25 protein-coding genes and 1 pseudogene are annotated in these 24,022 nt (G+C 32.5%); 16 read left to right on the top strand and 10 right to left on the bottom strand.

Translation table 11 applies throughout. The features are described from left to right. Positions 1-20: 20 nt before the first annotated feature. From cyoE to tsaB, 14 genes are all read left to right on the top strand, one after another. Positions 21-950 carry a heme o synthase gene (gene cyoE / locus VKY41_RS04125; RefSeq protein ID WP_500813169.1) on the top strand — a complete coding sequence of 310 codons (930 nt, stop codon included), beginning with the start codon at positions 21-23 and terminating at the stop codon, positions 948-950. 3 nt (positions 951-953) lie between these two features. Next, a complete protein-coding gene (locus VKY41_RS04120) occupies positions 954-1,535 on the top strand; it encodes a cytochrome c oxidase subunit 3 (RefSeq protein ID WP_500813168.1) in 582 nt (193 codons plus the stop codon). A gap of 141 nt (positions 1,536-1,676) precedes the next feature. After that, a complete protein-coding gene (locus VKY41_RS04115) occupies positions 1,677-2,657 on the top strand; it encodes a cytochrome c oxidase subunit 3 (protein WP_500813167.1) in 981 nt (326 codons plus the stop codon). 23 nt (positions 2,658-2,680) lie between these two features. Continuing rightward, positions 2,681-3,064 carry a cytochrome C oxidase subunit IV family protein gene (locus tag VKY41_RS04110; protein WP_500813166.1) on the top strand — a complete coding sequence of 128 codons (384 nt, stop codon included), beginning with the start codon at positions 2,681-2,683 and terminating at the stop codon, positions 3,062-3,064. A gap of 123 nt (positions 3,065-3,187) precedes the next feature. Beyond that, on the top strand, positions 3,188-3,898 hold the full coding sequence (locus VKY41_RS04105) for a hypothetical protein (protein WP_500813165.1): 711 nt from the start codon (positions 3,188-3,190) through the stop codon (positions 3,896-3,898). A 2-nt stretch (positions 3,899-3,900) separates the two neighbouring features. Beyond that, complete coding sequence (locus VKY41_RS04100) at positions 3,901-4,644, top strand: SCO family protein (protein ID WP_500813164.1); 744 nt, start codon at positions 3,901-3,903, stop codon at positions 4,642-4,644. Further along, positions 4,637-5,182: a DUF420 domain-containing protein gene (locus VKY41_RS04095; RefSeq protein WP_500813163.1), complete on the top strand. Its 546-nt coding sequence runs from the start codon at positions 4,637-4,639 to the stop codon at positions 5,180-5,182. Before VKY41_RS04100 ends, VKY41_RS04095 begins: the two co-directional genes overlap by 8 nt. 79 nt (positions 5,183-5,261) lie before the next feature. Continuing rightward, positions 5,262-5,483, top strand: a complete 222-nt coding sequence (locus VKY41_RS04090) for a hypothetical protein (RefSeq protein ID WP_500813162.1) — start codon at positions 5,262-5,264, stop codon at positions 5,481-5,483. Between the two features lie 88 nt (positions 5,484-5,571). Next, entirely contained in the window at positions 5,572-6,273 is a 702-nt protein-coding gene (locus tag VKY41_RS04085) for an ABC transporter ATP-binding protein (RefSeq protein ID WP_500813161.1), read from the top strand. Continuing rightward, positions 6,266-7,495 (top strand): ABC transporter permease, encoded by a 1,230-nt coding sequence (locus VKY41_RS04080; protein ID WP_500813160.1) that lies wholly within the window; start codon positions 6,266-6,268, stop codon positions 7,493-7,495. The genes VKY41_RS04085 and VKY41_RS04080 overlap by 8 nt, the downstream gene beginning before the upstream one ends. Position 7,496: 1 nt before the next feature. Next, positions 7,497-8,741 (top strand): ABC transporter permease, encoded by a 1,245-nt coding sequence (locus tag VKY41_RS04075; RefSeq protein ID WP_500813159.1) that lies wholly within the window; start codon positions 7,497-7,499, stop codon positions 8,739-8,741. Between the two features lie 88 nt (positions 8,742-8,829). Then, positions 8,830-9,942, top strand: a complete 1,113-nt coding sequence (locus tag VKY41_RS04070; RefSeq protein WP_500813158.1) for an efflux RND transporter periplasmic adaptor subunit — start codon at positions 8,830-8,832, stop codon at positions 9,940-9,942. Further along, a complete protein-coding gene (locus VKY41_RS04065) occupies positions 9,929-11,263 on the top strand; it encodes a TolC family protein (RefSeq protein WP_500813157.1) in 1,335 nt (444 codons plus the stop codon). Before VKY41_RS04070 ends, VKY41_RS04065 begins: the two co-directional genes overlap by 14 nt. 5 nt (positions 11,264-11,268) lie before the next feature. Continuing rightward, on the top strand, positions 11,269-11,943 hold the full coding sequence (gene tsaB, locus VKY41_RS04060) for a tRNA (adenosine(37)-N6)-threonylcarbamoyltransferase complex dimerization subunit type 1 TsaB (RefSeq protein WP_500813156.1): 675 nt from the start codon (positions 11,269-11,271) through the stop codon (positions 11,941-11,943). On the opposite strand, the gene VKY41_RS04055 is transcribed toward tsaB, so the two are convergent. The 5 genes from VKY41_RS04055 to VKY41_RS04035 form a co-directional block, all read right to left on the bottom strand. Then, complete coding sequence (locus VKY41_RS04055; protein WP_500813155.1) at positions 11,944-12,756, bottom strand: mechanosensitive ion channel family protein; 813 nt, start codon at positions 12,754-12,756, stop codon at positions 11,944-11,946. Between the two features lie 75 nt (positions 12,757-12,831). After that, the gene (locus tag VKY41_RS04050) at positions 12,832-13,185 is read right to left on the bottom strand and encodes a DUF1304 domain-containing protein (protein WP_500813154.1); all 354 of its coding nucleotides are present in this window, start codon (positions 13,183-13,185) and stop codon (positions 12,832-12,834) included. Beyond that, on the bottom strand, positions 13,186-15,225 hold the full coding sequence (locus VKY41_RS04045) for a thioredoxin domain-containing protein (RefSeq protein WP_500813213.1): 2,040 nt from the start codon (positions 15,223-15,225) through the stop codon (positions 13,186-13,188). A 142-nt stretch (positions 15,226-15,367) separates the two neighbouring features. After that, on the bottom strand, positions 15,368-15,568 hold the full coding sequence (locus tag VKY41_RS04040; RefSeq protein ID WP_500813153.1) for a dodecin family protein: 201 nt from the start codon (positions 15,566-15,568) through the stop codon (positions 15,368-15,370). A gap of 52 nt (positions 15,569-15,620) precedes the next feature. Continuing rightward, positions 15,621-16,523 carry a NifU family protein gene (locus tag VKY41_RS04035; RefSeq protein WP_500813152.1) on the bottom strand — a complete coding sequence of 301 codons (903 nt, stop codon included), beginning with the start codon at positions 16,521-16,523 and terminating at the stop codon, positions 15,621-15,623. A 233-nt stretch (positions 16,524-16,756) separates the two neighbouring features. Between VKY41_RS04035 and VKY41_RS04030 the strand changes: the two genes are divergently transcribed. Beyond that, positions 16,757-17,767 (top strand): PorP/SprF family type IX secretion system membrane protein, encoded by a 1,011-nt coding sequence (locus tag VKY41_RS04030; protein ID WP_500813151.1) that lies wholly within the window; start codon positions 16,757-16,759, stop codon positions 17,765-17,767. A gap of 189 nt (positions 17,768-17,956) precedes the next feature. Further along, the gene (locus tag VKY41_RS04025; protein WP_500813150.1) at positions 17,957-18,475 is read left to right on the top strand and encodes a gamma carbonic anhydrase family protein; all 519 of its coding nucleotides are present in this window, start codon (positions 17,957-17,959) and stop codon (positions 18,473-18,475) included. 280 nt (positions 18,476-18,755) lie between these two features. Here the strand turns inward: VKY41_RS04025 and murI are convergent, their stop codons facing one another. The 5 genes and pseudogenes from murI to VKY41_RS04000 all read right to left on the bottom strand — a co-directional run. After that, positions 18,756-19,535: a glutamate racemase gene (gene murI / locus VKY41_RS04020; RefSeq protein ID WP_500813149.1), complete on the bottom strand. Its 780-nt coding sequence runs from the start codon at positions 19,533-19,535 to the stop codon at positions 18,756-18,758. 67 nt (positions 19,536-19,602) lie between these two features. Next, complete coding sequence (locus VKY41_RS04015; RefSeq protein ID WP_500813148.1) at positions 19,603-20,112, bottom strand: OmpH/Skp family outer membrane protein; 510 nt, start codon at positions 20,110-20,112, stop codon at positions 19,603-19,605. A 33-nt stretch (positions 20,113-20,145) separates the two neighbouring features. Beyond that, complete coding sequence (locus tag VKY41_RS04010) at positions 20,146-21,162, bottom strand: OmpH/Skp family outer membrane protein (RefSeq protein WP_500813147.1); 1,017 nt, start codon at positions 21,160-21,162, stop codon at positions 20,146-20,148. 172 nt (positions 21,163-21,334) lie between these two features. Beyond that, positions 21,335-23,977, bottom strand: a complete 2,643-nt coding sequence (locus VKY41_RS04005; protein WP_500813212.1) for a BamA/OMP85 family outer membrane protein — start codon at positions 23,975-23,977, stop codon at positions 21,335-21,337. Then, positions 23,949-24,022: pseudogene (locus VKY41_RS04000) on the bottom strand (isoprenyl transferase); the annotation flags it as partial. The pseudogene VKY41_RS04000 and the gene VKY41_RS04005, both read right to left, overlap by 29 nt.

The following is a 24,022-nucleotide window of genomic DNA, read 5'->3' as shown; positions in this document are numbered from 1 at the left end:
TTTTCAAAGTATCTTTGCAAATGCAATATAAAGCCTCAGGCAAAGCATTAATTACATTGGGACAAACAGTCACTTCATCAGTTAAATATTCTTTGGTTTCAGATTTTAAGGAAATCACTAAAATCCGGTTGTCGGTTAGTGTGGTCTTTTCTTCTTTGGCCGGTTATCTTTTAGGTGTTGAAATCGTAGATTACACCACCTTACTTCTTTTGGCATTTGGCGGATACTTTATGGTTGGTGCTTCAAATGCATTCAATCAAATTATAGAAAAGGATTTAGATGCCTTAATGGATCGGACTAAAAATAGACCGATTCCTGGAGGACGTATGTCTGTAACTTCTGCTTTTGTAATAGCTACTTTGTTTACAATTTTGGGTCTTTCAATTTTGTATAGCATCAATCCAAAAACAGCAATGTTTGGAGCTATTTCAATATTTCTTTATACCTGCGCTTACACACCATTAAAAACCAAAACGCCACTTTCTGTTTTTGTTGGTGCCATTCCAGGAGCTATTCCTTTTATGTTAGGTTGGGTAGCAGCTACAAACGAATTTGGAATTGAACCGGGAACCTTATTTGCTGTTCAGTTTTTTTGGCAATTCCCACACTTTTGGGCTATAGGATGGTTCTTGTATGATGATTATAAAAAGGGAGGCTTCTTTATGTTGCCTACCGGAAAACAAGATAAGGGAACGGCAGTGCAAACTATAATGTATACTATTTGGACTATTTTAGTTTCAATAGTTCCAGCATTTGGATTTACAGGAAGATTGTATTTAACTCCAATTTCAGCAATTATAGTGTTTTTATTAGGATTAGGTATGCTGCATTATGCAGTTCAATTATATAAAAAGATGACTGTTTTAGCAGCACGACATCTTATGATGGCGAGTGTTATATACATAACATTGTTGCAAATAGTTTACGTAATAGATAAGTTTATTAGATAAATCATGGATTTAACTCAAGGTACTTTAGAAGAGAAACACGGCAGAGCAAAGAAAATGATGCTTTGGTTTGGAATTATTTCACTAGTTATGTCCTTTGCAGGATGGACAAGTGCTTTTGTTGTTAGCAGCAGCAGACCAGATTGGCTTCACGATTTTAAATTGCCAAACGCATTTATTGTTAGTACAGTACTTATTCTTATTAGTAGTTTAACTTTTATACTTGCAAAAAGATCATTAAAAGCTAATAATAGACAGCTTACTACGGTTTGGTTGTTTACAACATTAATTCTTGGAATTGGTTTTATAACAAGTCAGTTTTTAGGCTTTCAGCAAATTATAGATTTAGGTTATAATTTCACAGGACCTACAAGCAATATTACTATGTCTTATATTTATTTAATTGCTATTGTGCATATTTTGCACGTGGTAGTAGGCATAATTTGTTTGTTAGTAGTAATTTATAATCATTTTAAACAAAAATATGAGCCAACTAAAATGTTGGGCCTAGAGTTGGCTGCAACGTTTTGGCACTTTATAGATATACTATGGATATATCTGTTTTTGTTTTTCTATTATATAGGATAAATTCTATTGATTTCTAGCAATATGGCGTCACATCTATAGGGAAGCTTATTTAGAGTCCGTAAATTTTAGAGGTGTAAATTTCGTTAGAAAGATAAATTGATTATTTTTGTTCAACTTTTAAATAAATACTAAACCGAAAATATGAACACGACAGTTGTAGATACTGGTACAGACGAAAAAACTTGGGGAGGGGGAAATAATCCTTTAAAAGCAAGTTATGGAAAAATGATGATGTGGTTTTTCATTACTTCTGACTCCTTGACCTTCTCCGGATTTTTAGCAGCATACGGATTTTCAAGATTTAAATTTTCAGAAATCTGGCCAATTGCAGACGATGTGTTTACACACGTTCCTTTTATTCATGGAAATTATCCAATGATTTTCGTGGCATTCATGACCTTTATTTTAATTATGTCATCAGTAACTATGGTATTAGCTGTAGATTCTGGACATAAGTTAGACAAGAAAAGAACAACAATATATATGTTCTTAACCGTTCTGGGTGGATTTATATTCTTAAGTTCTCAAGCTTGGGAGTGGTCAACTTTCATTAAAGGAGATTATGGTGCTGTAACAACTCATGGAGGTAATGTTATTCACTTTGTGGATAACGATGGAAATAGAGTAGCATTAAAGGATTTTGCTATAGGACAGCCAAAAGAGCGTGAGCAACATTTAAATAAAAATGGTCTTTGGTTTACTAGCGAAAGTAACCTTCCTAGCTACACTTTTGAAGAGGTGGTAGCTGGTTTTGAGGCGAATCCAAATTTATTGGTAAAAACAACATACACAGACCCAGCTACTGGACATAAAACTATATTGTCTAGAAACGAGTCGTTAAAAGAATTAAAAACAAAAGGTAAGGATGTTGTGGAAGGTGCAAACCTTGTTCATAACGAATACGGACCACCATTATTTGCAAACTATTTCTTCTTTATTACTGGATTCCACGGATTTCACGTATCGATTGGAGTTATGTTGAATATTATTGTATTCTTTAACGTGATTCTAGGAACTTACGAGCGTAGAAGAAGTTATGAAATGGTTGAAAAAGTAGGATTGTATTGGCACTTTGTAGATTTAGTATGGGTGTTTGTATTTACATTCTTCTATTTAGTATAATTTTTAGATAATATATTAAAGACATGGCAGGAGACGCACATAAATTAGAAATATTTAGAGGATTAGTTAAATTCAAATCCAACACTCAAAAAATTTGGGGGGTATTAATCCTATTATCAGTAGTAACAGCAATTGAAGTTATTTTAGGTATCTATAAACCTGAAGTTCTTAACAGTCATTTTATAGGAATGAAACTCTTAAATTGGATTTTCATTATCCTAACCATAGTAAAAGCTTATTATATTACTTGGGATTTTATGCACATGAGAGATGAAGTTGCAAGCTTAAGACGTATGGTGGTTTGGACTGGAGTATTCTTGATTTGTTATATCATTTTTATAATCCTTCAAGAAGGAGATTACGTTGGAGAAGTTTTCTCAAACGGTTTCGTTAAGCACGATTTTTAAAATAACTTATAATAGTTAAATAGATATAAAAAGACGGTTATTAGACCGTCTTTTTTTATTTTTGTAATACTAAAATTGAAAATGATTTTTAATTGTTTTAAAACATTTTCAAGCCTTATTTAAATGAAGAAAAAATTAATAATACGTTATACTACACTTGGAATATTATTCTTCCTTCCGGTGATATTTTTATTGATGTTGTTCCCAGCTAAACACAATTACAGCCCATTGAACGTGGTTCATGAAGGTGTTGCAGAATTAAATAATTTTACTGCAGAAGAAGGAAAGGAGGTTGTGTTAATTGATCATATTTCTGTTTTAGGTTTTTTAGGAAAGAATCCAATGGATAACGTTATATCTGCTTCAAACTTAAAAGAGTTGGTCTATAATAAGTTTAAAGGATTTAAGAATTTTCAAGTAATTATTATCCTACCTCATGGTGCTGAAACTCATATCGATTTACTTAAAAAGGAAATTAAATCTCATGAAGATCTAAAGTTTTGGCATTTTGTTTACGGCGAAGAAGCAGATATTAAACATCTTTTTAATAGTTTAAAATCTAAAGAAGCTTTAGATAAGGACCTAGCTACTCATCAGGTTTTTATTGTTGATAAGGATTTGAATCAACGAGGTAGACTTGATGATAGGACTGATAAAGAAATAGAAAAAAACAATGCTGTTTACCCTTTATACTCTTATAATAGCATAGAGGTATCAGAAATAAAAAACAAAATGAGTGCAGACGATTTACGTGTGCTATTTCAAGAATATAGAGAAAGAAGAAAAGGAAATTTCAACTCGTCCACAAGACGAGCTAACGATTTAATTAAATAATCATGAGCAATAAAACAAATTATTCATACATAGGTATGGCCTTTATTATCTTGGTGTTTGGAATTATTTTTGTTCCAAGAATTGTCGACAGAATAAAAAACAAAGATATTACTAGGATTGATAGAATGAGTCAAGGTCAAGACAATAACTTTAAAGATAATAGTGAATTGGTTTTTCTAGAAATTAATGGTGAAGCTAGAAAAGTTCCAGATTTTTCATTTACAAACCAAAATGGTGAAACTATCACGAATAAAGACTATTTAGGAAAAGTGTATGTTGTGGAATTTTTCTTTACAACTTGCCCTTCCATATGTCCAAAAATGAATAGGAACTTAGTTGAAATCCAAGAAGCCTTTAAAGGTAATCCTGATTTTGGAGTAGCATCCTTTTCTATAAATCCAGAATTCGACACTATAGAGGTGTTAAAAGATTATGCTAGTCAATACGGAATTACAAACCCTAATTGGCATTTGCTAACAGGTAAAAAAGAAGATATTTATAAGTTGTCCAATGAAGGCTTTAATCTTTATACAGCACAAGACGAGGAAGCCGAAGGAGGTTTTGAGCATTCTGGTAACTTTGCTCTAATCGATAGAAATGGTTTTATTAGATCCAGAGTATTAAATGGGAACCCTATAATTTATTATAATGGGATTGTTTCTGAGGCAGAAAAAACTGATGAATATGGTCAAGAAGAACAAATATCCATGCTTAAGGAAGATATTAAAAAATTATTAAATGAATAACGACGCTTTAGAAAAAGAAAAGAAATACAACAAATGGATTCTTGTTTTATCCATTACTATTCCTTTGGTTGTAGCTGTTTTGTTTGGTGTTAATTTAAGAGATATGGGCTTCGACGTAGAGCCATTAACCTTTTTACCGCCAATTTATGCAACTATTAACGGTTTAACTGCTGTATTCTTAATTGTTGCATTTATTGCTATTAAAAACAAGAAGGTAGTGCTTCATGAAAACTTAATGAAAACAGCCGTTGGTTGTTCAGTTATATTTTTGGTATTATATGTGGCTTATCATATGACTAGCGACTCCACTAAATTTGGGGGAGAAGGAACTATTAAATATGTATATTATTTTATTTTAATAACGCACATCTTGTTATCAATTGTTATCATTCCTTTTGTTTTAATAACTTTTGTTAGAGGGTTGGCTGGAAGTTTTGAAAGACATAAGAAAATTGCCCGAATCACATTTCCTTTATGGCTATATGTTGCTGTTTCGGGAGTAATTGTTTATCTTATGATTTCACCTTATTACGTTTAATTTTTAAATTACAACGATTCGTTAATCCTTAAAAAGGAATTATTATAGCATTTTACACATTACAAATAAATAAAACCAAATGAAACGCATTATTCTCTTTCTTTTCTTTTCCTTTATATTTCTTATTGATGCAAATGCCCAATGTGCTATGTGTCGTGCAGTATTAGAAACCGGAGAAAGTCAAGACATAGCTAAAGGCATTAACGATGGAATTGTTTATTTAATGGCTGTACCATATATTCTTATAGCTGGAATCGGTTTTTTTATTTACAGAAAGTTTAACAACTCAAAAAAAAACTAGCTTTAAAATATAATTAGTTTTGTTGTAACAAATAAGCTGATATATAGTCTTACTAATAGAATGCTACTTTAACCAACAACTAATAAATATGTTAAACATTAAAAAACTTCATAAATCCTATCCCATAGGAGATTCAAGTTTACATGTATTAAAAGGTATCGATCTTTCTGTAGAAGATGGCGAGATGGTTGCAATAATGGGGTCTTCGGGTTCTGGAAAGTCTACCTTACTTAATATTATAGGCATGTTAGACGAAGCAGATGAAGGCGAGTACATTCTAGATGGCGTTCCTATTAAAAACTTAACAGAGAAAAAAGCCGCTATTTATAGGAATAAATTTCTCGGATTTATCTTCCAATCCTTTAACTTAATAAACTATAAAAACGCATTAGATAACGTTGCCTTGCCTTTGTACTACCAAGGAATGAAACGTCAGGAAAGGCAAGAATTGGCTTTGTTTCATTTGGGCAAAGTGGGGCTAGAGCCATGGGCTAATCATTTGCCTAATGAGTTGTCAGGTGGACAAAAACAACGTGTTGCTATAGCTAGGGCTTTAGCTGCAAACCCAAAACTACTATTGGCTGATGAGCCTACTGGAGCATTAGATACAAAAACATCGTACGAAATTATGGAGTTTATCCAGCAATTGAACGATGAGGGAAAAACTATTCTTATTGTAACTCACGAAGAAGACATAGCACAAATGTGTAAACGTATTGTACGTTTGAGAGATGGACTTATTATGGAAGATGTAAAAGTTGAACAAGTTAGAGCCTCTCAGTATGTTTGATAGAGACCTGTGGAGAGAAATATTTCAAAGTATTAATATGAATAGAACCAGAAGTGTACTTTCTGGTTTTACTGTGGCTTTTGCAATTTTACTTTTCACCATACTTTTTGGTATTGCTAATGGTTTAAATAACACCTTTGCTGAAGCATTTTCTGACGATGCAAATAATTCTATTTTTATACAATCTGGTACTACAACTAAAGCTCATAAAGGGTTTCAGGCTGGAAGACAAATTCAATTCAAGAATAAGGACTTCGATTATATTAAAGAAGAATACGGAGAAAAAGTGCAATACATAACATCTAGATTGTATTTAAATGTTAATGCTACTTTCAGAAACGAAAAAAGTACCTATCCTCTTAGGGCTGTTCATCCGGATCATCAATTTCTAGAAAACACCAAAATTAAAGAAGGACGCTATATCAATCAATTAGATATCGATAACAAAACCAAAGTAGTTGTTATTGGTAGATTGGTGGAGCAAGACTTGTTTTTGAAAACTACAGCCCTAGGAAAGCATATCAATTTAAACGGATTACAATATAAAATAGTAGGTGTTTTTGAAGATGATGGTGGAGACAATGAAGAGCGTATCATTTATATGCCAATTAGTACCGCACAACGTTTATATGGAAATAACGATTATATAGATCAGATAAACCTGACTTACAATCCTAAGATGAATTATAACAAAGCTATTGCTTTTAGTACCGATTTAACTAAGGATTTAAAAGATAGATTTGATGTTGCAAGCAGCGACCAAAGAGCTATTCGTGTTAGAAATCTAGCAAACGAATCGAAAACAGTTAACCAAATGACGTTTGGACTAGGTGTTATTATAATTGTAATTGGTTTTGGAACCCTCATAGCAGGGATTGTGGGCGTTAGTAACATCATGATTTTTATAGTAAAAGAACGTACCAAAGAAATTGGAATTAGAAAAGCTTTAGGAGCTTCGCCAAATTCTATTATTTCCATCATTTTAATGGAGTCTATCTTAATTACTGCTATTGCAGGTTATGTTGGATTATTAATTGGAATGGGTGTACTAGCATTTATTGGTCCAAGCTTAGAAACTTACTTCATAAAAGATCCTAGCGTAAGCACTTCCTTAGTTATTGGAGCAACCATAACTCTAATTGTTGCCGGTGGAATTGCAGGGTATTTACCCGCTAAAAAAGCATCGCAGATTAAACCAATTGTTGCCTTAAGAGATGATTAGTATGATAAAGTTTTTATTAGAAAGAGATACATGGCAAGAAGTATGGGATAGTCTTAGTAAAAACAAACTAAGATCCATGCTTACTATGGTAGGTGTTTGGTGGGGAATATTGCTGCTAATAGGATTATTAGGATCAGCTAAAGGTTTAGAAAATTCATTTAATAGACTTTTTGGAAGCTTTGCAACAAATAGTGTTTTTGTATGGGGGCAAAACACAAGCAAACCATTTAAAGGATTTCAAGAAGGGAAACGGGTTAGATTAACTCTTACAGATGCTAAAATTGTTGAAGAAAACGTTGAGGGGATCGAGTTCGTAGTACCAAGAAATCAAAATCAAAGTCAAGTAGTAAGGAATTTCCTTTCGGGGAATTTCTTAATCAATGGAGACTTTCCGTTACTAGATAAAGTTCAAAAAAAGAAAATGATTCATGGGCGTTTTATCAACCAAAGTGATATCAACGATAATAGGAAAGTAGCAGTTATTTCAGAAGATATATACAAACAGTTGTTTGAAAAAGACGAAGAAATGATTGGCCAGTTAATTCAATTAAATGGTATGAACTTTACGGTTGTTGGAATGTTTGAAAATGGTAATGTAAACATGGGGCCAACTAGCGATATCCATATTCCATTCACAACCTTTCAACAAATATTCAATCAAGGTGACGATATTGGTTTTATGATGATTACTGGGAAGCCTGAATTTGATATTTCTCAAATTGAAGCCGATGCTAAACTTATTCTCAAAAACCTAAATAATGTACACCCTAAAGATAACCGTGCTTTTGGAAGCTTTAACTTAGGGAAAGAATTTAAAAAAATTACTGGATTTCTTATTGGAATGCAGTTTTTAACTTGGTTTGTTGGAATAGCTACTCTAATTGCAGGCGTATTTGCTATTGGAAATATTTTATTGATAACCGTAAAAGAACGAACCAAAGAAATTGGAGTACGTCGTGCTCTTGGTGCTACGCCTTTCGAAATTAAAAGACAAATAGTTGTAGAAGCTGTATTTATTACACTTTTAGCTGGGTTTTTTGGAATTATTTCAGGCGGTTGGATCCTAATTGCTTTGGATAGTGCCTTTGGACAAGGCGACGAAGCAGTTATTGTAAATGCTTCAGTATCTATAGGTGTTGTTTTTGTATCATTAATAATATTAGTGGTTTTAGGCACGTTAATCGGGCTAATTCCAGCATTTAAAGCCACGAGTATTAAGCCAATAGATGCGTTAAGAGAAGAATAATCAATTTAAAAATCAATCATATATCATCTTTAAAACTTTATTTTAAGATGAGTGTAAAACCAAGCAAGAATTATAAAAAGATTTAAAAATGAATAAAACGCTAAAAATCATAATTGGAATTGTCGTACTTATATTGTTTGTATGGGTAATAAAATACTTCAAAGATTCAAATTCAAAAGGCATAGAAGATTTTAAAGTTGAAGAGCCGTTTTTCTCTTCTATCCGTACAAAAGTTGTTGCAACTGGAAAACTTAATCCAGAGGAGGAAATTGAGTTAAAACCTCAAATTGCTGGAATTATAGATAAAATTTTTGTTGAAGAAGGAGATGTTGTGAAAAAAGGCGATTTGATAGCTAAAATCCGCGTAGTACCAAACGAGCAAAACCTAGCAAGCGCTAATAGTAGAACACGTACAGCTAGATTGGCTTTAGACAATGCTCAAATTTTATACAATAGAAATAAAGGTCTTTTTGAAAAGGGAGTTATTTCTAAACAAGATTTTGAAAACAGTGAGTTATCGTACAATCAAGCAAGAGAATCGTTAAACCAAGCTCAAAATGATTATCAAATTATCAGACAAGGATCGCTTTCAGGTGGAGGTTCTGCCAACACAAATATTGTAGCTCAAATTTCTGGAACAGTTCTAGAAATTCCTGTTCGAGAAGGAGATCAGGTAATTGAATCGAATAGTTTTAATGCAGGAACAACCGTTGCTACAATTGCCGATATGAGCAAAATGATTTTTGAAGGAAAAGTAGATGAAGCCGAAGTAGGCAAAATAGAAGAAGGCAGACAAATTAAGGTTATTCTTGGCGCATTAAACGAGCAAGAGTTTCCAGCAAAATTAACCTTTGTTGCTCCAAAAGGAAAAGAAGAAAATGGTGCTGTTCAGTTTACAATTAAAGCAGACGTTGAAGTTACACCTTCCACAAAAATTAGAGCTGGTTACAGTGCTAATGCTGAAATTGACATGGAAAGCAAAGACAGTGTTTTAGTTATTAAAGAAGCATTACTTCAATTTAATAGAATAACCGAAAAACCTTTTGTTCAAATTTTGAAAGAAGCAAATACTTATGAAGATGTGTATGTTGAATTAGGAATCTCAGATGGTATTAATGTAGAAATACTTGAAGGTGTTAAAGAAGGAGACAAAATAAAAGTGTGGAACAAAGCGTCAAAAGATAATAATGATGAAGAATAAATATATAATTACAACTGTTTTACTAACCATTTTTATTGGAGTAGCTTCCTATGCTCAAGAAAAAAAGTGGTCTCTTAAAGAATGTGTGAATTACGCTTTGGAGAATAATATAACTGTTAGAAAAGGAGCGAATGCTATTCGTTCTAGTGAATATGAGATAAAGGACACTAAAGGAAATTTTTTACCAACTGTATCTGGAAATGCAAGTCAGAATTTAGGCTTAGGAAACCAAGAGCTTTTCGATGGTCAGTTTACAGATAGAACCAGTCATAGCACAAATATGAGTATTAGTGCCAGACAAACAGTTTTTAATGGGTTTAGAAATTCTAATTTACATAAACAAGCTCAACTTAATAACGAGTTAAGTCAAATGGAGTTAGAGCGTATTAAGGACGATATTGCATTAAATGTGGTTAACGCATATTTAAATGTTATGTTTAATAAGGAAAATCTTGAAACGGCTCAATTGCAGTTAGACTTTTCTCAAGAACAACTAAAACGTGTTAATAAATTGGTAGATGCAGGAGTTCAGCCTAGAGCCAATACATACGATGCAATTGCAACTCAAAGTAGAGATGAACAAAACTTAACTATTGCTGAAAATAATTACGATTTGGCACTTTTGTCTTTATCACAATTATTACAACTTCCGTTTGAAGGATTTGAAATAGACTTCGAACAAATAGATGATCCTTCTTCAGCTTTGTTATATAAAGATGTTACACCTATTTTAGAATATGCCATCGAAAATAGACCTGAAATTAAAGTAGCCGAAAAGAATATAGAAAACTCTATAGTAACAACTGAGTTAGCGAAAAGTGGGTTTTTACCAGAAGTTTCACTTGGGTATAATTTTGGGTCTAATGTTTTCTACTCGAATATTGTTAAGGATGAAGAATCTTTTTTTAATCAATTAAACGATCAGAAAGCACATAACTTCAATTTAAATATTGCTGTTCCAATTTTTTCAGGTTACACGAATAAAACCAATGTTGCTAAATCTAAAATTCAACAAGAAAATAGTTTACTAGACCTTGAGCAAACTAAATTAAATTTAGAAAGCAACATTCAACGTGCATTTACAGATGCAAAAGCTGCCTATAAAACTTTTGAAGCTTCAAAAAAATCAATGGAAGCACAGGAATTAGCTTTTCAAAATGCACAAGAACGATATAATATGGGAGCTTTAAATGCCTTTGATTTAGAACAAACAAGAATTCAATTATTAAATGCAAAATCAGATCTTACTAATTCCAAATACGATTTTGTTTTTAAAACTAAAGTCCTAGACTTTTACTTAGGTAAATCTTTAATAGATTAATTATTGTGGCAATAATTTTAAACATAGAAACATCTACAACTAATTGCTCTGTCTCCCTTTCTAAACAAGGGGAGACTTTCGCGCTTTTAGAAGACAATAGTAAAGAATTTTCTCATGCCGAGCGTTTGCATGTTTATATAGAAAAACTTTTAGCAGAAAATAATTTAACCTCAAACGAATTAGACGCTATTTCGGTGAGTAAAGGCCCAGGGTCTTATACAGGGTTAAGAATAGGAGTTTCGGCCGCAAAAGGGCTTTGTTTTGCATTAAACCTACCTTTGATAGCAGTTTCTACTTTAGAAGCTTTGGCTCATCAAGTTGTTATTGAAAAAGGTTTGATAATTTCCACATTAGACGCTAGACGTATGGAAGTTTATTCGGCAGTTTTTGATAAGTCATATAGTCTTATTAGACAGGTAGAGGCAGAGATTTTGGAAACAGATTCTTATGCTGATTACTTAGAAAAAGGGCCGGTGTACTTTATTGGCAATGGCGTTGAAAAAACTAAAACTCTTATCCAACATGAAAATGCTCATTTTATTGAAGACAAGTTGCCTTCTGCTTATGAAATGAGTCAAATAGCTTATTCTAAATACCAAAAAAGCGACATCGAAGATGTCGCCTATTTTGAACCTTATTATTTAAAAGATTTTATTGCTTTAAAACCAAAAGCTAAATAATTAGCCTTGCTTTTGTATCTCAACTTGATGTGGGTAAGGAATATCTATTCCAGCTGCATCAAAAGCTTCTTTGACACGTTCAATAGTATCAAAATTTACAGCCCAATAATCTTCTTTTTTCACCCAAACCCTAGTAAGGAAATTTATAGAGCTATCTGCTAATTCCGAAACATTTACTGAAGGAGCTGGCTCTTTTAATATAGAAGGATTAGATTGAATAACACTCATAATAACCTCCTTTGTCTTCTTGATATCTGAGTCGTATCCCACTCCAAAGGTAAAATCAACACGCCTTGTGTCTTCCGTACTGAAGTTTGTAATGTTTCCATTAGATAAACTTCCGTTAGGAATAATAACTTCCTTATTATCTGGTGTTGTTAGTTTAGTTGTAAATATCTCAATTTCTTTTACAGTTCCAGATTCTCCTTGTGCGTTAATATAGTCGCCAATTTTAAAAGGTTTAAAAATCATGATTAAAACTCCTCCTGCAAAATTTGCTAAAGATCCTTGCATCGCCATACCTATAGCTAAACCAGCAGCAGCTAAAATAGCAGCAAAAGATGTTGTTTCAATACCAATTTGAGATAATATGGTTAGAACTAAAAGTATTTTTAAAATCCAACCAAGAAGATTTAATAGGAATTTTTGAAGACTTTCTTCCAGCTCCCTTTTTATCATAACCTTTTTTGCGGCTTTAATTAACTTCCTTACAATCCAGGAACCTATCACCCATATAAGAATGGCTCCAATAAGTTTTAAACCATATACCGTTATAAATTCAAAGCCTTTTTCTGTCCAATTTTCAATGTCCATATCTATGTTTTAAGTTAGTTAGCAAAGTTAAAAAAAATACTTTGAATTGGGGGCTTCATACCGAAGCATGTCTTTTTAGAGAAGAATAGAAAAGAGAGCTAAAACAGCAGGAATGGACTGAATATAAAACAACTTTATTTTTTTAGTTGAAATAGCACCAAATACTCCTGCAATTGTAATGCAAATCAAAAAAAAGATTAGTGTTTTTACATCATTGTTGACTAATGCTAAAATTAATCCAGCCGACATGAATCCATTATACAACCCTTGATTGGCTGCTAATACTTTTGTATCCTCAGCAAGAGCTTTAGATTTAAAGCCAAAAATCCTTATTACTTTTGGGGTGGTCCATAAAAACATTTCTAAAATCATAAAATAAAAATGCTCTAAGGCAACAAAACAGATTAAAAGTATAGAAATAAGCGTCATTTATTGTTTTTTTAATTGTTTCATGGCTTCCGAAACTTCTTTAACTGGCAGTTTACATGTTTGATTTACACAAATATATATTAAGGTTTCGTTTTCTAAAAACCTACTTTCCAGTAATGGTAGAGAACTAGTTTTAGTTGTACCTGCAAGTATTTTATTAGGTATATATTCTAAATTGAACTCATTAATTTTTTCGTGAGCATTAGGACCTGCAACTACAACTTCGTAAAATGGTTGGGTGTAATTCAGCATTAAATCTAACCAATTGGAATAATTAGAGCCATAATCCTGTATTTCTGGCTTAACGTTATTTAGCATGTTTGTAGCTGTTTTCGAATAATGTTTATTGTCGAAATAACGAGCAAGCTTAAATAAATTTTTTGCCATGATAGAGTTACTTGCAGGAATAACATTGTCTCTATATTCTACAGTTCTTGATACTAATAAAGGATCTTTGTTGGAAGTAAAATAGAACATGCTGTTCGTTTTGTCATAAAAATGATCGAACACATAGTTAGTTAAATCTCTAGCGGTAAGTAACCATTTATCGTTTAAAGTTATTTCGTAAAGAGCTAAGTAGGCATCAATAGTTGCTCCATAATCTTCAAGGTAACCATTAATGGTGCTTGTATTGTTTTTGTAATTATGGTTTAAACCGCCATCCTCACGTAATTGGTTGTTTAATATGAAGTTGGCGTTTTTATTGGCTATTTTCAAAAAGCTTTCTTCACCAAATACACGATAGGCGTCTACATAACCCTTTATCATTAAAGCATTCCAAGATGTTAATGTTTTGTCGTCCAATCTTGGCTTAGTTCTTTTTTCTCGGGTTGTTAAAAGGAGATTTTTCCATTTAATTTTCTTTTCGTTTAAAACTTCCAGTGATATTTCATGTGTTTTTATAATATGCTCATCAGTGTCTTTTCTAATTAAAACATATTGTTTGTTTTCCCATAAACCATAGTCTTTGATGTTGAAATACTCTGAGAACAATTCAAAATCTGCTCCCAATAGGCTTTGCAGCTCTTCTTTCGTCCATACATAAAAGGCGCCTTCCTCTAAATGACCTTCTGGAGTTGTACTGTCTGCATCTAATGATGAGTAGAATGCTCCATTATCATCAGTTAATTCTCTTTCTACAAATTTCAAGGTTTCGTAAACCACATCTTTATATAACGGATTTTTTGTAATTAAATATGCATCCGAATAAAGACTTACTAGTAGCGCATTATCATAAAGCATTTTTTCGAAATGTGGGATGTGCCAATTTATATCTGTAGAGTATCTAGAAAAACCTCCTCCAACCTGGTCGTAAAGCCCTCCATAAGCCATTTGTGTTAAGGTGAGATTAACATAGCTTTGTAGTTCTTTATGGTTGTTTTGATAGGCATATCTTAATAAAAAATGATAGTTGTTAGGCATCATAAATTTTGGTGCACGTTTTAAACCACCAAACCGATGATCGAAATACACCTCCCAATTTTTTACAGTATCATCTATAAATTTTGTGTTGAATTGAGCTTCTTCTTTATTTAAAGCAACTACATCCATGGCTTGTATGCCTTGTTCTAATTTGTCAGCATATTCATATAATTTTTCAGGGCTTTTTTGGAATAAATCTGAAATTTGCTCCAAGGCACTCATCCATTGTTCTTTTTTAAAATAAGTTCCTCCCCAAACTGGTCTGCCATCTGGTAGTGCTACCACATTCATTGGCCAACCCCCACTTCCGGTCATAAGTTGTACCGCGTTCATGTACACTTGGTCAATGTCTGGACGTTCTTCTCTATCTACTTTTATATTTATAAATTTCGAATTCATTAATTGCGCCACAATAGTATCTTCAAAACTTTCGTGTTCCATAACGTGACACCAATGGCAAGCGGCATAGCCCACACTTATCAAAATTAATTTGTTCTCTTTTTTAGCTTGTTCAAGAATAGCTTCATTCCATGGATTCCAATCTACAGGATTATGGGCATGTTGTAACAAATACGGACTAGTTTCATTAATTAGGTTGTTTGTATATGGTTGGTTCATGGAATTTTTATTTTGTCCTTGACAACTTATTAAAATGCTGAATATTAACAAGTAAATATGCTTCATCTATCAAAGTTAAGGATAAAGGCATAAAAAAAGCGTTCACTAAGGAACGCTTTTGTTTAAAATATATGAAGTATGTTTATTTTACCTCGAAAGTTAGTTTTAGATTCACTCTAAATTCTGTTACATTATCGCCGTTTACTACAGCACTTTGTTCTTGAACATAAACAGATTTAATGTTTTTCACTGTTTTTGAAGCTTCTTTAACTGCGCTTCTTGTAGCATCTTCCCAACTTTCTTTTGAACTTGATAATACTTCAATAACTTTTAATACTGCCATAATTTTAATATTTTTAAATGAAACTTATGCGAGTCTTAAAGTTAAGGAAAATTTAGCCATTTATGGCAATAACGCTATCTATTTTACCTGGAAGCATTTCTTTTAGCATATTTTCTATTCCGCTTTTTAATGTATAAGTGGACGATGGGCAACCGCTGCAAGCACCTTGTAAAACAACTTCTACTACTTTGCTTTCTGGATTATATGAGGTAAATTGGATATTTCCACCATCGCTAGCAACTGCAGGTTTTACATATTCCTCAAGAATGTTGATGATTTCTTTTGATGTGTCATCTAAATTATCAAAGCTTTCAGTTATTTGTTCTGTTGTTTTATTTAAAGTTTGTGGAGCATTGGCTACCAAAATTTCTTTGCCTTGTTCGATATAGCTTCTAATAAACTCACGGAGTTCCATTGTAATGTCATTCCAATCTGCCATTTCGTATTTTGTTATAGAAACAAAATTCTCATCAAAAAAAACGTTTTTTACAAATGGAAAATGAAATAATTCAGTCGCTAAAGGAGATATTTTTGCTTCGTCTATACTCGTGAATTCGTAGGAAGTGGTTACTAATTTTTTGTTAGCTATAAACTTCATTGCTGAAGGATTCGGTGTGCTTTCAGCATAAACCGTTACGGGAGCTTTTTTGGGAGCAGTAGTTTCGTGAACCACAACACCGCCATTATTTAAATAAGTTTCTATTTGCTCAGCTACTTCTTCTTGTACATCCTTCCATTCTACAATATCATATCTTTCTATAGCAATAAAATTGCCTGATATATATACTTTTTTTACAAAAGGTAAATGGAATAATTGTTGTGCCAAAGGCGAAGGTTTCGCCTCGTCTATATTGCCAAATTCAAAGCTCTGATGCTGGGTAACAAAATGGTTTAATTCGAATTTTATAATGCTACTATAGGTAGTTTCTTTAATAGAAACTTTAAAAGTATTCATAGGATGAAAATTTTTAGCAAAAATACTAAAAGATAATTTTAGATATCCATATATTTGGCTTTTTAGCTTTTAATAGCTTGTTTTTGTCAAATACTCTCTTAATTCTTTAAACCTTTAACTTTATAGTGAGTCTGATAAAAAGTAATTTTTATATATTTGGTTTCTGTTTTTGAAATTTTGTGAAAACCTAGATTATTATTAACACTTAAACAGAGCCCCTGAAAACTAAAATTATGATATTGAAAAGGTTTTATATGCTAGCTTTAGTGCTTTTTGTAGCGCAATCTGCCATATCTCAAGAGGGTATGCCCGTATACTCTGATTACTTAACAGACAACTATTATTTGATTCATCCTTCGATGGCTGGAGCCGCCAATTGTGCTAAAGTTAGAGTTACTGGTCGACAACAATGGTTTGGAGATGATAATGCGCCTAGATTATTAACTATGAGCGTAAATGGAAGAGTAGGTGAGTCTAATTCCGGAATTGGTGCCATTTTTTATTCTGATAAAAACGGATACCATTCACAAAACGGAGCTTATTTAACTTATGCTCATCACATCATGTTTTCTCGTTCTGAAGTAGATTTAAATATGCTTTCTTTTGGTTTAAGCGTTGGAGCTTTACAGTATAAACTAGATGAAACAGCATTTATTAACGAACCTTTCGATCCTATAATTGCAGGAATTGAGCAAAGTGCTACGAATTTTAATATCGATTTCGGGTTTTCTTATTTCCTTTACAACTTTTACGCACATGCTACTGTAAAGAATATGTTGAAAAACGATGGAGTAAATGCCAATGAAAATGGACTTTTTGCTTACGATAACCCAAGGCAGTTTATTTTAAGCGCTGGAAATGTATTCCAAAAATATGGTAGCGATTGGAGTTTTGAACCTTCTTTAATGTTTATGTATAAAGATGGTACCAAAGAGTCTTCAATAGATGTTAATGCTAAAGCTTATAAAGATTTTGAATTTGGAAAACTTTGGGGAGGACTTTCGTATAGAAGAAGTTTAGATGGAGCAGAATACCAAGATGGAACAGAAATAGCTAGTCAAAAATTACAATATATCACACCAATTTTAGGTATAGATTATGACCAGTTTATGTTTGCATACACATATTCTTACCAAGCCAACTCTGTAGTTTATAATAATGGTGGATTTCATCAAATTACATTAGGATTTAAATTTGGTTGTAAGAAAGAACGATTTAGTTGTAATTGTCCAGCAGTAAACTAAAAACATTCAAGCCTTGAAAATTAAATTTCAAGGTTTTTTTTTGTAATTTTCTGATTATACTTTCAAATAGCCACTAACCTTTAAAAAATGCTTCAAAACAGAGAAACTCTTATGAAGTATAACTTAATTCCAATTAGAGAAGGTCGGGGATGGAAGCTAAATAATTAACATAAAAACTTCAATTAAATTATGCCATTAATTAAATCAGTGAATGGTAATTCACCACAAATTCCAGATACATGCTTTATAGCAGAAAACGCCACCATTGTAGGCGATGTTACCATGGGAAATGATTGTAGTGTATGGTTTAATGCCGTAGTTAGAGGCGATGTCCACTACATAAAAATGGGGGATAAGGTAAATGTCCAAGACGGGGCAGTTATTCATGCTACCTACCAAAAACACCCTACAAACATAGGCAACAACGTTTCCATTGGTCATAATGCGATTGTACATGGTTGTACACTGCATGATAATGTGTTAATTGGAATGGGAAGTATTGTTATGGATAATTGTGTGGTAGAAAGCAATAGTATTATAGCTGCGGGTGCGGTAGTTACTCAAAATACAAGAGTAGAATCTGGAAGTATTTATGCTGGTATCCCAGCTAAAAAAGTTAAAGATATTAGTGATGAATTAATTTCTGGTGAAATACATAGAATAGCCGAAAACTATGTAAAATATTCAAGTTGGTTCAAGGAGGAATAATTTAATCGATAAAACCTTATTTTATCTTAGCTATATCTTAATTGGAGCTGGCATAGATTTTCTGCGCGCATAATACTTCAACAAGGTAAAAATGATTTGTTTTTAACTGTTGTTGCATTCAATGAGGATAATTTTATGACTACAATTGTATTTATTTTTAAAAATTCAGAGCGCGATTTAAATAGTTATATTCTTTGCTATAGCCTTTAAAAAAGATTTAAGGCAGATATGGATGGATATTTTTTGAATGTTAAGTTGAACTTCCAAAGAAATTGGCTTACTAAAAATCTAAAGTTTCTACTTTGTAATTTTCACCTAAAAGGGAAATTAAAACATCTATTGAGCTATTTGAATAAAACTGAATATTTGGTTTTTCTCGGCTGCTGTTTAATAAATTATGTTTTTCTAAAACAGATTTGGTTTGTAAAGCTACTGCTTTTCCAGAATCGATAATTTTTATATGCTTAGGAAGCAGTTCTGTAAGTTGAGGTATAAGAAAAGGATAATGAGTGCAACCTAATACTAAATAATCTATATTGGCGTCGATCATTGGCTTTAAATAAGCTTTTAGAAGCGATTTCATTTCCTTTGAATTGATCAGTCCCGTTTCTATAAGGCTAACAATGCCTTCGCCTACTTGCTCAACTACCTTTATGTTGTTTGTAAACAGGTTTGTGGTTTTATGGAATAGCTCGCTAGAAAGAGTTCCTTTAGTGGCTAATATTCCAATAGCCTTAGTCTGGGTTTGTAGTGCTGCAGGTTTAATAGCTGGTTCAATACCTATAATAGGAATGGAGTAGGTTTCTCTTAAAACTTTAATGGCATTTGTTGTTGCAGTGTTACAGGCAACCACAATTAATTTGCATTCTTTACTTAAAAGTAAGTTGATGTTCTTTTTACTTAGTGCAATAATCTCATCCTTAGATTTTTCGCCGTAAGGTGCGTTTTTGCTATCAGCTAAGTAAATAGTGTTCTCGTTTGGCAATAACTGGGTGAGCTCCTTCCATATAGAAGTGCCTCCAACACCAGAATCAAAAATACCGATAGCTTGCTTGCTCATAAGTTCAAAAATAAAAAAAAAGCCACTTAAATTAAGTGGCTTTTGAAATATCTTTTTTAAAATAAAATTAGATACCTAATTCTTTTTTAACGTCATCAAGTAAGTTTTTACCGTCAGACATAATTACGCCTCCACCTTGAGTTGAATCTAATACGTAATCGAAACCTTGAGCTCTAGCAACTTTTAAAATTGCAGCTTTTGCTTTTTCAGTAATTGGTTTTAATAAATCAATTTCTTTTTTCTGCATTTCTTGTTGCGCTTGCCCTTGGTACTGTTGGATGTTTTGTTGCATAGTCTGCACTTCAACAATACGTTTTTGGTTTTCTTCGTCTGTTTTAGTTCCAGATTCAGCTTCGTATTGTTTCATTTTGTTTTGATATTCTGTAACCATTGATTGAATATCTGCTTCATAAGTTTTACCAAGTTTGTCCATTTCTGCTTGAGCTGTATTCATCTCAGGCATAGATTTTATTAATTCTTGGGTGTTAATATGAGCAACTTTACTTTGAGCTTGTGTAAAACTTGTTGCTCCAATAAATAATGCTGCTGCAAATAAAAAGGTTTTAAATTGTTTCATTTCTAAATAGTATTAATAAGTGTTATAATTTATTTAATTGTTATTTGTGTCTTCAGGCTCTGTGCCGTCTGGTTTATTATTCTCTTGTGCTTGGCGTTCTCTTTCTTCTTTTGCTTTTTGTCTTTCGTCAAGAATCCTTTGTCTTCTTTCATCTAATTCACGCTGTCTAGCTTCTCTATCTTTTAATTTTTGCTGTCTGCGTTCTTCTATAATTTCTTCTTTAGACTTTTGTTCAGCTGGTTCTCCTTCTTCTTTTACAACTTGGCCTTCTTCATCGCTTGTTGATTCTTCATTCTGAACATTTCTAGCATTTAGTTTTTCATCTCTAATACGTTGTCTTTCTGCAATTATACTATCTCTGCGTTTTTGCGCATCCAATTGTTTTTGTTCACGCTCATTTAATATAGTTTCTCTTCTTTCTTCTGCTGCTTTTTCTCTAGCTTCTTGTTCTTCGTTTATTTCAGGAAGAGTTTCTTCTGCTTCGGCTGCTCTACGCTCTTGTTTTGTTTGAGCTTGAGTTCGCTTTGCACTTCTTGATATACTTCGAATAACCTCGTCGCTAAAATCAAATCTCTCAGCTGAATACAGCATAACCACATCGGCTGATTTATCAAATACAAAATCGTATTTTCTTTTTTCAGCCATATCTTGAACAGCTGCAAAAATTTGGTCTTGGATAGGTTGGATCAACTGTTTCTTCTGAATCATTAAATCTCCATTTGGTCCAAAACGCTTTTGCTGATAGTCAAGAATCTCTTTTTCTTCAAAAGTTATATCTTCTTCGCGTTCTTCTATTAATTCCTTAGTTAAAAGCGCTTTTTCGTTGCTTAAATCTTTTCGCTTTTGCTCAATCTCACTTAGTTGGGTTTCAATTTCTGTTTTCCATTTTTGAACCTTGTTTTCTAATTGGGCAGTTGCTTCTTGGTATTCTGGAATATTTTGTAAAATATATTCTGTGTCTATATAACCTATTCTTACACCACGTTGCGCATGAGCAGATATACTAATAGTAGAAACTATAATCAGTAAAAAAAGAACTTTTAATTTCATCTGTGTCATTTATTATAATTTATGATCTATAAATTCTAAAAACATCAGATAATTTTTACGGTTATCTGTACATTTTAGGAATTAGTATTTTCAAAACTAACGAAATTTAACTTTAAAAATTTTAATTCACAATGTAAATAATCATATTGTTTATAGAAAATACCGTGCCAAATTAGAATTGTTGTCCAATAATAAAGTGAGTTTCCCATCCATTTGCCTTGTTTTGACCAGGAACAGGATCGAATCCATAACCAAAATCCATACCTAATAGACCAAAGGCAGGCATGAATACTCGTAGACCTAATCCTGCAGATCGTTTTAAATCGTAAGGGCTATAATCTTTAAAATTGTTAAATGAAATTCCACCTTCCATAAAACCTAAAACAAATATTTTAGCTTGTTGTTTTAAGGTAATTGGGTATCTTAATTCTAAGGAGAACTTGTTATATATGGTACCTCCATCATTACTTGGTCCATCATTGTCGTCTAATGGTTGAATAGATTGGTTTGGATAACCACGTAGACCAATAGTTTCTCTTCCGTCTAAGCTATAAGATCCAAGTCCATCACCACCTAAAAAGAAACGCTCAAATGGAATGTCTCCTCGGTCTTGGTTATAGGCTCCTAGGAATCCAAATTCAACACTTGGTTTAAGAACTAGTTTTTTTACTATTTCTGCATACCAATCTGCTTTAAATTTAATTTTATAAAATTCTAACCATTTAAAACGTTCTTGGTCGATAACAGCAATACTTTCGTTTGCAGCTATACGTTCTTCATTGGTGTAAGTTGGGTCGCTAACGATACCGCTTAACTCTTCACGCTCTTCTTTTAATGCATGATAATCTACATTATTGAATAACGAATATGGTAATGTTAATTTAGCGCTTACACTAAAACTTGAACCACCAACTGGAAACACAGGGTCGTTATAGGTACTGTTTCTGCTTAAACCAATGGTATATGCTAAGTTATTTGAATATCCATCACCAAAGGTGAATAATCCAGTATTATAATTTTTTAAATCATAATGTTGGTAACTTAATGCTTGCGATAAAGTGAAAAAGTTATCTGGCTCATTTAAACGTTTTGCCAATCCAACAGAAATTCCCGTAATGTTAAAGCGTTTATTTTTGTCTGCTTTTCCAGTTCTAGAATCGTATAAAAACTGCTTTGTATGGGATACAGAAGTTGAAAATTGAACAGGTTTTTCTCCTCCTAACCACGGTTCTGTAAATGAGAAGCTATAAGTTTGGTAAAACTGACTAGCTTGTAAACGCAAAGCTAATTTCTGACCATCTCCTCTTGGTACAGGTTTGTATGATTTTAAATTGAATATATTTCTTAATGAAAAGTTGTTGAACGATAATCCTAAGGTTCCAATAAAACCACCTCCACCGTAACCACCTTGTAATTCTATTTGGCTAGATCCTGTTTCTACCACTTCATACTCTAAATCAATAGTACCTTCGTTAGGGTTTGGATTGTTGAAGTTGGTTGCTATTTGAGCAGCATCAAAGAAGCCTAGTTGACTTAACTCTCTAATGGTTCTAATTACGTTCGATTTGTTGTATAACTGCCCAGGACGAGTAAATAATTCTCTATAGATTACGTGGTCGTTGGTAACATCGTTTCCAACTACAGTAACATCAGTAAAATACACGGGCTTTCCTTCAGAAATTCTAATTTCTAAGTCGATAACATTTCCTTCAGCACTTACTTCTACAGGATTAATTGTAGAAAATAAATATCCGTTGTTTTGATATAGGTTAGTAATATCTACAGCGTCCGGATTATCAGTGTCTGCAATTCGTTTTTCAAGTAAAACTCCGTTATATGTATCTCCTTCGTTAATTCTTAAAATTCTTCTTAGAACTTGATCAGAATATACCGTGTTCCCTATAAAACTAATTTTTCCAAAGGTGTAAAGTTCTCCTTCTTCTATATCTATATATAACGCTACGTGTTTGTCATCCAATACTACTAAGCTGTCTGAAAGTACTCGAGCATCTCTGTAACCAATTTCTTTGTATTTGTCTACAAGGCTATTAAGGTCTTCTTTAAAATTTGCTTTTATGTACTTTGAGCGTTTAAGGACATGAGTGAAATTTTTCTGCTTGGTGTTTTTCATAGCCTTTTTAAGTTTGCTATCTTTTATGATGTCATTCCCAGAAAAATTTATCTTTTTTACCTTTACTTTTTTGCCCTTATCTATGTTGACAACCATATTCATAAGGGATTTAGAAGCTTGAATAGTATCTTCAACTTCTATAGTATTAATATGAACCTTGGTATTATAGTATCCTTCTTTTTTGTATTTGTTAACCAAATAGTTTTTTGTAGTAGTAAGTAGGTTCTCGGTAACTTTAACTCCTTTTTTCAAAGAGTTTTCAGTTATCAGTTTCTCTTTTTTACTTTTCTTAATACCATTGATTTTAACCTCATTAAGCTCAGGTAAATCTTCCAATCTAATTTCTAGATAGACTTGGTTGTTCTCAATGCGATTGATGTAAATTTCAATATTATTGAATAAGTTAGAATTCCATAATTTTTTTATGGCAGCACTAATCTTATCTCCAGGAATAAGCACTTCTTCTCCGGCTCTTAGCCCTGAATAGGTGATAATAGTTTGTTCGCTAAAATTGGTTTCTCCTACTACCGTAATACCACCAATAATATATTTTTCGCCATTTTGTGGATTCGTTTCTTGCGCATGCAACGCTTGATTATTTACAACAAATAGCAATGTAAAAATGAATAGTAAGTATGTTTTCAATAGTACTTTATTAGTTAATTTGTTCACTTGTTTTCCCAAACCGTCGTTCTCTTTTTTGATATTCAATAATTGCTTCATATAAAT

The sequence above is a fragment of the Xanthomarina sp. genome, assembly GCF_035306605.1.
Lineage (GTDB): Bacteria > Bacteroidota > Bacteroidia > Flavobacteriales > Flavobacteriaceae > Xanthomarina.
The sequence above is the reverse complement of the archived record's forward strand: the minus strand, read 5'-3'. Positions and strand labels throughout refer to the sequence as shown.

Bases quoted from the DNA above. Each gene is read 5' to 3' on its own strand.
- VKY41_RS04045 (WP_500813213.1), bottom strand. From the start codon at position 15,225: ATGAACCAACCATATACAAACAACCTAATTAATGAAACTAGTCCGTAT.
- VKY41_RS04075 (WP_500813159.1), top strand. From the start codon at position 7,497: ATGATAAAGTTTTTATTAGAAAGAGATACATGGCAAGAAGTATGGGAT.
- VKY41_RS04105 (WP_500813165.1), top strand. From the start codon at position 3,188: ATGAAGAAAAAATTAATAATACGTTATACTACACTTGGAATATTATTC.
- VKY41_RS04025 (WP_500813150.1), top strand. From the start codon at position 17,957: ATGCCATTAATTAAATCAGTGAATGGTAATTCACCACAAATTCCAGAT.
- VKY41_RS04090 (WP_500813162.1), top strand. From the start codon at position 5,262: ATGAAACGCATTATTCTCTTTCTTTTCTTTTCCTTTATATTTCTTATT.
- VKY41_RS04085 (WP_500813161.1), top strand. From the start codon at position 5,572: ATGTTAAACATTAAAAAACTTCATAAATCCTATCCCATAGGAGATTCA.
- murI (WP_500813149.1), bottom strand. From the start codon at position 19,535: ATGAGCAAGCAAGCTATCGGTATTTTTGATTCTGGTGTTGGAGGCACT.
- VKY41_RS04115 (WP_500813167.1), top strand. From the start codon at position 1,677: ATGAACACGACAGTTGTAGATACTGGTACAGACGAAAAAACTTGGGGA.
- VKY41_RS04015 (WP_500813148.1), bottom strand. From the start codon at position 20,112: ATGAAACAATTTAAAACCTTTTTATTTGCAGCAGCATTATTTATTGGA.
- VKY41_RS04065 (WP_500813157.1), top strand. From the start codon at position 9,929: ATGATGAAGAATAAATATATAATTACAACTGTTTTACTAACCATTTTT.
- VKY41_RS04040 (WP_500813153.1), bottom strand. From the start codon at position 15,568: ATGGCAGTATTAAAAGTTATTGAAGTATTATCAAGTTCAAAAGAAAGT.
- VKY41_RS04070 (WP_500813158.1), top strand. From the start codon at position 8,830: ATGAATAAAACGCTAAAAATCATAATTGGAATTGTCGTACTTATATTG.
- VKY41_RS04010 (WP_500813147.1), bottom strand. From the start codon at position 21,162: ATGAAATTAAAAGTTCTTTTTTTACTGATTATAGTTTCTACTATTAGT.
- cyoE (WP_500813169.1), top strand. From the start codon at position 21: ATGCAATATAAAGCCTCAGGCAAAGCATTAATTACATTGGGACAAACA.
- VKY41_RS04120 (WP_500813168.1), top strand. From the start codon at position 954: ATGGATTTAACTCAAGGTACTTTAGAAGAGAAACACGGCAGAGCAAAG.
- VKY41_RS04110 (WP_500813166.1), top strand. From the start codon at position 2,681: ATGGCAGGAGACGCACATAAATTAGAAATATTTAGAGGATTAGTTAAA.
- VKY41_RS04080 (WP_500813160.1), top strand. From the start codon at position 6,266: ATGTTTGATAGAGACCTGTGGAGAGAAATATTTCAAAGTATTAATATG.
- VKY41_RS04095 (WP_500813163.1), top strand. From the start codon at position 4,637: ATGAATAACGACGCTTTAGAAAAAGAAAAGAAATACAACAAATGGATT.
- VKY41_RS04100 (WP_500813164.1), top strand. From the start codon at position 3,901: ATGAGCAATAAAACAAATTATTCATACATAGGTATGGCCTTTATTATC.
- VKY41_RS04055 (WP_500813155.1), bottom strand. From the start codon at position 12,756: ATGGACATTGAAAATTGGACAGAAAAAGGCTTTGAATTTATAACGGTA.
- VKY41_RS04030 (WP_500813151.1), top strand. From the start codon at position 16,757: ATGATATTGAAAAGGTTTTATATGCTAGCTTTAGTGCTTTTTGTAGCG.
- VKY41_RS04035 (WP_500813152.1), bottom strand. From the start codon at position 16,523: ATGAATACTTTTAAAGTTTCTATTAAAGAAACTACCTATAGTAGCATT.
- VKY41_RS04050 (WP_500813154.1), bottom strand. From the start codon at position 13,185: ATGACGCTTATTTCTATACTTTTAATCTGTTTTGTTGCCTTAGAGCAT.